The 7272-nt window shown below is 28.9% G+C and carries 9 protein-coding genes and 1 pseudogene; all 10 read left to right on the top strand.

Annotated features, from left to right (window positions below):
* The coding region (locus tag JMN12_RS06235) for a hypothetical protein (protein ID WP_203138052.1) at window positions 1-809 on the top strand (809 nt) is incomplete at its 5' end.
* On the top strand, window positions 809-1498 hold the full coding sequence (locus JMN12_RS06230; RefSeq protein WP_203138050.1) for a hypothetical protein: 690 nt from the start codon (window positions 809-811) through the stop codon (window positions 1496-1498). The genes JMN12_RS06235 and JMN12_RS06230, both read left to right, overlap by 1 nt.
* Before the next feature lie 70 nt (window positions 1499-1568).
* Window positions 1569-1808 (top strand): peptidase, encoded by a 240-nt coding sequence (locus tag JMN12_RS06225; RefSeq protein WP_203138048.1) that lies wholly within the window; start codon window positions 1569-1571, stop codon window positions 1806-1808.
* A gap of 13 nt (window positions 1809-1821) precedes the next feature.
* Window positions 1822-2523 (top strand): hypothetical protein, encoded by a 702-nt coding sequence (locus JMN12_RS06220; RefSeq protein ID WP_203138046.1) that lies wholly within the window; start codon window positions 1822-1824, stop codon window positions 2521-2523.
* An 18-nt stretch (window positions 2524-2541) separates the two neighbouring features.
* Window positions 2542-3213, top strand: a complete 672-nt coding sequence (locus JMN12_RS06215; RefSeq protein ID WP_203138044.1) for a hypothetical protein — start codon at window positions 2542-2544, stop codon at window positions 3211-3213.
* Window positions 3214-4074, top strand: a complete 861-nt coding sequence (locus JMN12_RS06210; RefSeq protein WP_203138042.1) for a hypothetical protein — start codon at window positions 3214-3216, stop codon at window positions 4072-4074.
* A complete protein-coding gene (locus JMN12_RS15210; protein ID WP_238423831.1) occupies window positions 4074-5135 on the top strand; it encodes a hypothetical protein in 1062 nt (353 codons plus the stop codon). The genes JMN12_RS06210 and JMN12_RS15210 overlap by 1 nt, the downstream gene beginning before the upstream one ends.
* Before the next feature lie 177 nt (window positions 5136-5312).
* Window positions 5313-5540, top strand: a complete 228-nt coding sequence (locus JMN12_RS06200; protein ID WP_203138040.1) for a hypothetical protein — start codon at window positions 5313-5315, stop codon at window positions 5538-5540.
* 1 nt (window position 5541) lies between these two features.
* On the top strand, window positions 5542-6621 hold the full coding sequence (locus JMN12_RS15205) for a hypothetical protein (RefSeq protein ID WP_238423830.1): 1080 nt from the start codon (window positions 5542-5544) through the stop codon (window positions 6619-6621).
* A gap of 147 nt (window positions 6622-6768) precedes the next feature.
* Window positions 6769-7272, top strand: a pseudogene (locus JMN12_RS06185) (hypothetical protein); the annotation flags it as partial.

Raw genomic sequence — 7272 nt, 5'->3', positions numbered from 1 at the left:
ATATCACAGTTAACAACGATACTAAAAAAGCCAATATAGGAGTTTATGCCAAAGGTGAAAAGGTAGTACTGTCTTTAGAAAAAAATCTAAAATCAGAAATAAATGAGATAGATACTTATTTCAATACACCTATTTCGACAGATATTAAGCTTTTACTCAACCAATGGAATGATGATTTATTAAAAACTTTGCAGAAAGATTTATCATCTAATTCTACAGGAGGTGAATTAAGACAGCTTTTAAAGACAGAAGACGATTTTCTTAAATGGAAATTGATAAAAGAAGACCCTGCCTATGCCTTTAAACTTTCTAAAGAAAATAGCTCTTGGACAAAATGGGGAAAAAGTAATTTCTTTAAGGAAATGACAAAAGAAGGCAGAGAGTTTGAAAGTTTTTGTTTACTTAAATTGAAAGATAAGACTTCTGATGTTTATATGATGTTAAAGAATAAAATTCCTGATTTAGATAGTAGAACAATTTTGAGCAATGTTGAACTTTGTATATCAGGAAAATATCCTTGTAAAGAAGCAGGTGAATATTTTAAACCTGATTTTGTTGCTGTTAGAAAAATTATAGATGGAGATGTCGAAATTTTAGATGTTATTATTATAGATTCTAAATTATCAAAATCTACTTCTTGGACAATAAATCAAACAGAAGCACAAAAAATGTTTGAATATATCGTGAAAAGTGAAGGAAAAGTATTACAAGGTAATTTAAAATTAAATAAAGAAAATCTTGTATATAGGAATAATAGTTCTTTTGTGAGAATTTATAAGGAAAATGGTATAATAAAAGTGAATAATTAATGAACAATAAGCTTAAAAAACTATTAGACTATTTTTATCAAAAAGACTTTGATTGTAAAATAGATACAGAAACAGACATTTTATTTTTTTCTAAAACGGAAAATGATACTAAAAAATGTATACAATTAGATTGTAAAATAAAAAAAGAATGTATACAATTAGGACCTGGCATAACAGAATATATAGAAGTAGATAAGGTAGAAAAAATATTGGAACAAGTAACTAATAAGAAAACATATTTTCATTATACTATTTCTGGTACTGTTAATGTTGAAAGAGGAGGAAATCTTTCTGAAAATTTTTTCATTATTAAAAACGAGAGTGAGTTAGAAGCATATGTTCAATTGTTAGATCCCTATTATAACAATTATACATTACCTTTTTTTAAAGCAATTCCTACTCTTCAAAGTTTTAATGATAAAGTTCTAAGCGTTGTTTCATTTGATGATTATCATAATTATTTGAGAGGTGAAATTGGACTAAAAGCTATGATTATAATGAAACTTTGTAATAATTCTCTATATGAAAAATATATTAAATATAGAGAAGAAGGGTTTAGCAACTCTCCAAATTTGCAAAATGTGGAGTCTAAATTCCATCAAATTGTCAAAAAAAGTTTTATAGAGTTTAATAAATTAAAAGAGATGTTTAATAGAGAAAATTCTCTATATATTACCCCCTCCTTGTAACAAGCAAGGCGAGTTCTTTATTGCCGACCAAGTTTGGATTAAATATGATGAGTTTGATGAAATTGTAGATATGGTAGTAGTAGAAACTAAGCTAAGTCAAAGTACAGGCTTATCTACAGGACAAACTTTAGCACAACAACAAGCTGGAAAAGGCAGCTTAAGTTATAAAGCTGAAATTCCAAAAATAAATGATGAAATTATGAATGTTAGATTGCCTAAATCTATTGATAGAGGAACTCAAATTCCTATCAAGGCTTTCTATAAACTATATGGTGATGGGAAAAATACATTTAAAGGAATAACTAAATAAAAATACAAACAAAATGGAAATAGAACTAGATAAAAGAGACTTACACCAATTAATAAAAGAAGTAATATCAAAAGAATATAAGGTAAATTTAGTAAATAATGATGCTACTATTACCGATGATAGTTTTTCTTATGAGTTAAAAGGAGAAAATATAGAATATTCATTTGATTTTAGGATACAATATGATAGATTACTAACATTTGAGGGGTTTACTATCAAAATTAAAAAAGTAGAAAAATTTGTATGTGATTTAATAATAGAAGAGTTGAAAAAATATTATCGTGATCATATATATCCTAATACCAAAGATTTCTATAAAATAGACTATTCTTTTTCGCAAGATATCACTTCTGAGGCTCATTTAGAGGAGTTTTTATCAGAGTTTTATAAATGTCTTTCGTATTATGAACAAGAAGTATTTCCTAAACTATTAGATATAAAATTTTTAGCTAATTATGTGGGGAGTGTGCCTTTTGATAAACAATTGGAGATTGTAGTTGGCGGAACTTATCCTGTCACTCTTTTTAAGAAAATTGCTATTCTAAAATGGGGAAATCACCCAAGATATGAAGAATATAAAAATGGCTTACAGACTTTTATAAAAGAAGATTTTTTAGAGCCAAGATATGAAAAAGAGGCACCTTTATACCAACAAGGATTTGATTATTTAATCACTCATTTAGAAAATGAACCCAATCCTTTTATAAAGGAATAACTAAATAAAATATGTAAAATGGAAATTAAAAAGAAAGATTTACAAAGGAAAATAGAAACTATGGTTTCTAAAAAATATAAATCAAGATTAGGAGATGCTGGATTTATTACTTTTTTTGGAAATACTACAGGAGTAGAATATACTTTTGGGTTCAGACTTCAATTCGATTGTATGTTGACTTTTACAGGTTTTACAGTCGTCTTAGAAAAACTGGAACATTTTTTCTCTAATCTCTTATTAGATGAGTTAGGTGAATACTATGATAACGAAATGGTGTTTTCTTGTTATGAATTTTATCCTCAAAAGTATGAGTTTGTACAAGATATCACTTCTGAGGCTCATTTAGAGGAATTTTTATCAGAGTTTTATAAATGTCTTTCGTATTATGAACAAGAAGTATTTCCTAAACTATTAGATATAAAATTTTTAGCTGATTATGTAGGAAGTGTGTCTTTTGAGAGAAAAGCAGAAATAGCTGTTGGAGGGAGTTTTCCAGTACACTTATTTAAAAAAATAGCTATATTAAAATGGGGCAATCATTCAAGATATGAAGAATACAAAAACGAAACATTGAAACTCATTGATTTGTATGCTATAAAGAAACCTGAAAAAACAGAAGAGGTTGCTATTTTCAAACAAGGATTTGATTGTTTAATCACTCATTTAGAAAATGAACCCAATCCTTTTTAAATGAGAATAAGCAATAGTTTTTATATCATCATATTAACCCTATGTTTCTTTCTTAGCTTTGTTGCAAAAGCTAAAGAAAACTCCTATTTATGGAATAAATTAGTGAATTTAGCCCCTGAAAATGCTGAAAAACTAAAAGCTATTGGAGGTGAACAAGGACTAATAAATTTCTTGAAGAAATATAAAGATGCTCCTTGTGGTAATTGTAAAGATGCAGGAAGGAAAATTTTTGGAGGTCGCACCATAGATGAGATGCTCGAAAACTATGTAGAAGTAGCCTATACTTTTAGAAACCGTCCTGATGTATGGAAAAAAATAGAAGAAGGCGCTTTAAGTAGCAATGCCGCTATGCGTGAAGGTACTCAGCATATGTTATCCACCTTTAAGAAAAACCCTAAAAAATATACGCCTGAAAACATTGAGCATATAGATATGAAGTTTGGAAAAGCTTTAGATGATATCTGTCCCAACTGCCGTTATGACGTGAAGTTTATTTCTGAGAGTAAACCTTTATATGAGGAATTTAAAAGCTATAACAGTGAAACTTGGAGCAAAATAGCTAATGATAAAGGATTTATTCAACAGTTTAAAAGCTATTTACAAACTAGTGGAGTGAAGAATATTGATGATTTAGCTTATGTGATCAACAGTAATAAAGCTAATATAAATGAAGTAAAACAAGCTTTTAAAGAAGTGTTTAAAAAAGAAGCTGATAATCTTTTTAGATTTCCTGAAGAAGGAGGACTCGGACTTGAAAAAATAAGAAAGCTATTTGGTAAGGACATAGATAATGCCTCTGATTTCTTAGAGAAAGTTGAGGATCTCAATAATCCAATATATAATTTTATAAAAACAAACTAATGAAGTATCAACACGTAGAGAATTTTCCTAATATAAATAGTTGGAAAATAATAGATGGTAATTGTTATTATGCTTCTGGCAATCTAGTAAAAGTCATTGGCAAAGAGGTTAGTATTCCCATTCCTCTTCCGTATTGGGGAGTTGATTTTAACCCTTCTTTTTTTAATGTGTTTACTAATAGAAGTGTCAATACTTTTTTTAATTATCAAGGAAAAGTTATAAACACTTTTGAAGAAAGAAATTTTTATTACTATTTTTCTGACAGCTCCTTTATCTATTATGATAGAGTATCAAAGAGATTGATGTATAATGATTTAGAGCTAGTGAGAGGCAAAATACTATCATCTTATATTTTTGAAGAGCTCTTATTTTTTGAAAAGGAGAATAAAATTCAAACAATTAACTTCTTATCAGGTCAGTTCCTTTGGGAGTTTTCTCTTTCAGTATTTGGTAAATTCAAATATAAATATTCAGAAGAAGAGAAAGATTATGAAGTAGAACAATTTATAGGAATATATAACAATATTCTTTGGGTATATTTAAATGCAAGGGAACTTATAGGAATAGATGTTGAAACAGGAAAACTAAAATATCGTTTTTTAGGAATAGAAAAGAAAAATGCTGTTGGGATAGTAGAAAATTATTTAGACAATGAAGACTATTACATTTTCTATGGTGCAGATTTTAAATTAGATACTGAAAAAGGCGTGATTTTTGGTTTAAAAGCTGATAGATTTTTTGAGATAGACTTAAATAAAGAATCTATAATACCTTATCTTTTTGGACTGCAAAATAAGATAGAAAAAGCAGGACTTAATAAGAATGATATTAGTGGTGATACTTTTTTGCAAGATAACTTACTATACTTTTGCTCTATTAATGACTTAAGATTTGGTATTTTAGACATCAATACCAAGGAGATTATCTATGTTTCAGATCCTATTGCAGTAGTGGAAAGAGATGATTGTTTTACCCAGCTTAAAGATTTAAAAGTCTCAGAAAATAAGGTCTATATCTTAGATAGTAATCATACCTTACATATTTTTGAACGTGAAGAATAGTTCTTGTTTTATCATACTAATTTCATTTCTATTACTTTTACTTTCATTTAGTAAGCATAGGGACAAAAGCCTTTATATGAGGAATTTAAAAGCTATAACAGCGAAACGTGGAGTAAAATAGCTAATGATAAAGGTTTTATCCAACAATTTGAAAGTTATTTACAAGAAGTTGACGAAATGAAAGATTTAGCTTATGTGATCAACAGTAATAAAGCTAATGTAAATGAAGTAAAACAAGCTTTTAAAGAATTGTTTAAACGTAATAGTGATGAAATTTTAGAGGTTATGAGTCCTAAACTAAAAGAAAGTTTAGATATCTTAGAGCAAGAGAAAAGAATTATAAATTTTAAAAATATAATAGACGATACAAATTCAGCACTCTATAACTTTATAAAAACACAATAAAATGTTTAAACTAATTTCTAAAATAGATAATGTAAGAGATTATGTTATCTATAAAGGTAAACCTTATTACATCAATACATCACACGAATTCCAATGTGGCAAAAAAAAGCAAATGCTTTACAAAACGCCTTTAGATCCAATCATTGTTTTTAACAATAAATTCTATTTCAGTGAATGGGAAGATAATTATAAAATCTTCGATGAGAATTTAGAATTAATAGAAGAAGGAAAAAACAGAGTCTTCTATAAGTTATCTGAATTTTACATAGCTTACAACCGAGATGGTAAAAAAACTATTCTCATAGACAAAAAAGATAATCTTATAGAGCTTGAATATATAGATAGGTCTTCTATAAGAGCTTTTTCAAATGAATATATATATATATATATATATATATATATAAAAAGTAAAATATATGATGATGTAATGTCTATCAGAGCCTTTTCTATTCAAAAGAAAGAGCATCTATGGGAATTTTCTCTTGCTTCATTTGGGAAGTATAAAAATTCGTGGGATGAAGAAAATTATTTTAGGGTATATAAGCTTATAGGTATACACAACAATATTTTTTGGGCTTTTATAGAGTTGGGAGGTTTTATAGGTTTAGATATTGAAACAGGAGAATTAAAATATCGTATTCCTGAATATCATCAAGCTGTAGAAAAAACTATTACCAAAATTAAAGGTTTTTATAGGAGTGACTATCTCTTAGATAGTGGAAAAGGGAAAATTCTTGGTATGGCTATGGATGTTTTTATTGAAATAGATTTAAACCAAGAACTTCCTTTTGCTACTCAATATGGTTTACAAGAGGAGTTTGAAAAATACAATATCGAAGGGAAAGATACTTCTACCCAATACATCGTTCAAGATGATTTATTGTATTTTTATCTTGCTGAACAACTAAAATTTGGTATTTTAGACATCAATACCAAGGAAATTATCTATATTTCAGAGCCTATTGCAGTAGTGGAAAGAGATAATAGTTTTACACGCCTTAGAGATTTAAAAGTCTCAGAAAATAAGGTGTATATCTTAGATAGTAATCATACGTTGCATATTTTTGAAAGAGAGAAATAACATCTAAGCTATTGCCTATTTAAAGCAAAAACTCTATCTTTGTACCTTATTTTGTTTACACAAACAATATACTAAAAATAAGTTCTTTGACATATTGAACAAGTACAAGCTACTATCAAGCAAGGTAAAAAGTACCAAATCGCAGGAGTGTTTAACTTGGTATACCTCTCACCTAAAACTGCCAAGGTAATCCTTGTACCCACTTCCGAAAACACCTCTATGGATATAGATAGAGTAAAATCTATTTATAGCAAGATAGGAGTAACTTTAGATATCACTTGGGCAGCACCTTTTGATATCACACCTTATTTGACCAATGGCGTGTTGGAAACCAAAGATGTATTTGGCGACCTTACCGATTACAGTCCGTCGCAACAGGCACTTATCAATGCCTATAAAGCCACAGGCAAGGTAACAAACGATACCTATTACGTGTTTATTACCAATGCCAAGAGCAGCACAGGGCAAGGAGGCTATATGGCACTCGGTGGTCAGTTTGGTTTTGTATTCGACCAAACCGAAAGAACCCTTGCACACGAATTGGGTCACGGAATATTTAAACTAGCACACCCATTCAAGAAAAAACAACAAGGCAATGTCCCCTCCCTAATGGACTACACCTCCGATGAAGCCCTCCTCTTTGCTGACTGG

It is taken from the genome of Capnocytophaga genosp. AHN8471, from assembly GCF_016806945.1.
In the GTDB taxonomy this organism is placed as follows: domain Bacteria; phylum Bacteroidota; class Bacteroidia; order Flavobacteriales; family Flavobacteriaceae; genus Capnocytophaga; species Capnocytophaga periodontitidis.
The sequence above is the reverse complement of the archived record's forward strand: the minus strand, read 5'-3'. Positions and strand labels throughout refer to the sequence as shown.

Excerpts from the sequence above, each read along its gene's own strand:
- JMN12_RS06230 (WP_203138050.1), top strand. The coding sequence starts at position 809 with ATGAACAATAAGCTTAAAAAACTATTAGACTATTTTTATCAAAAAGAC.
- JMN12_RS06225 (WP_203138048.1), top strand. The coding sequence starts at position 1,569 with ATGGTAGTAGTAGAAACTAAGCTAAGTCAAAGTACAGGCTTATCTACA.
- JMN12_RS06220 (WP_203138046.1), top strand. The coding sequence starts at position 1,822 with ATGGAAATAGAACTAGATAAAAGAGACTTACACCAATTAATAAAAGAA.
- JMN12_RS06215 (WP_203138044.1), top strand. The coding sequence starts at position 2,542 with ATGGAAATTAAAAAGAAAGATTTACAAAGGAAAATAGAAACTATGGTT.
- JMN12_RS06210 (WP_203138042.1), top strand. The coding sequence starts at position 3,214 with ATGAGAATAAGCAATAGTTTTTATATCATCATATTAACCCTATGTTTC.
- JMN12_RS15210 (WP_238423831.1), top strand. The coding sequence starts at position 4,074 with ATGAAGTATCAACACGTAGAGAATTTTCCTAATATAAATAGTTGGAAA.
- JMN12_RS06200 (WP_203138040.1), top strand. The coding sequence starts at position 5,313 with ATGAAAGATTTAGCTTATGTGATCAACAGTAATAAAGCTAATGTAAAT.
- JMN12_RS15205 (WP_238423830.1), top strand. The coding sequence starts at position 5,542 with ATGTTTAAACTAATTTCTAAAATAGATAATGTAAGAGATTATGTTATC.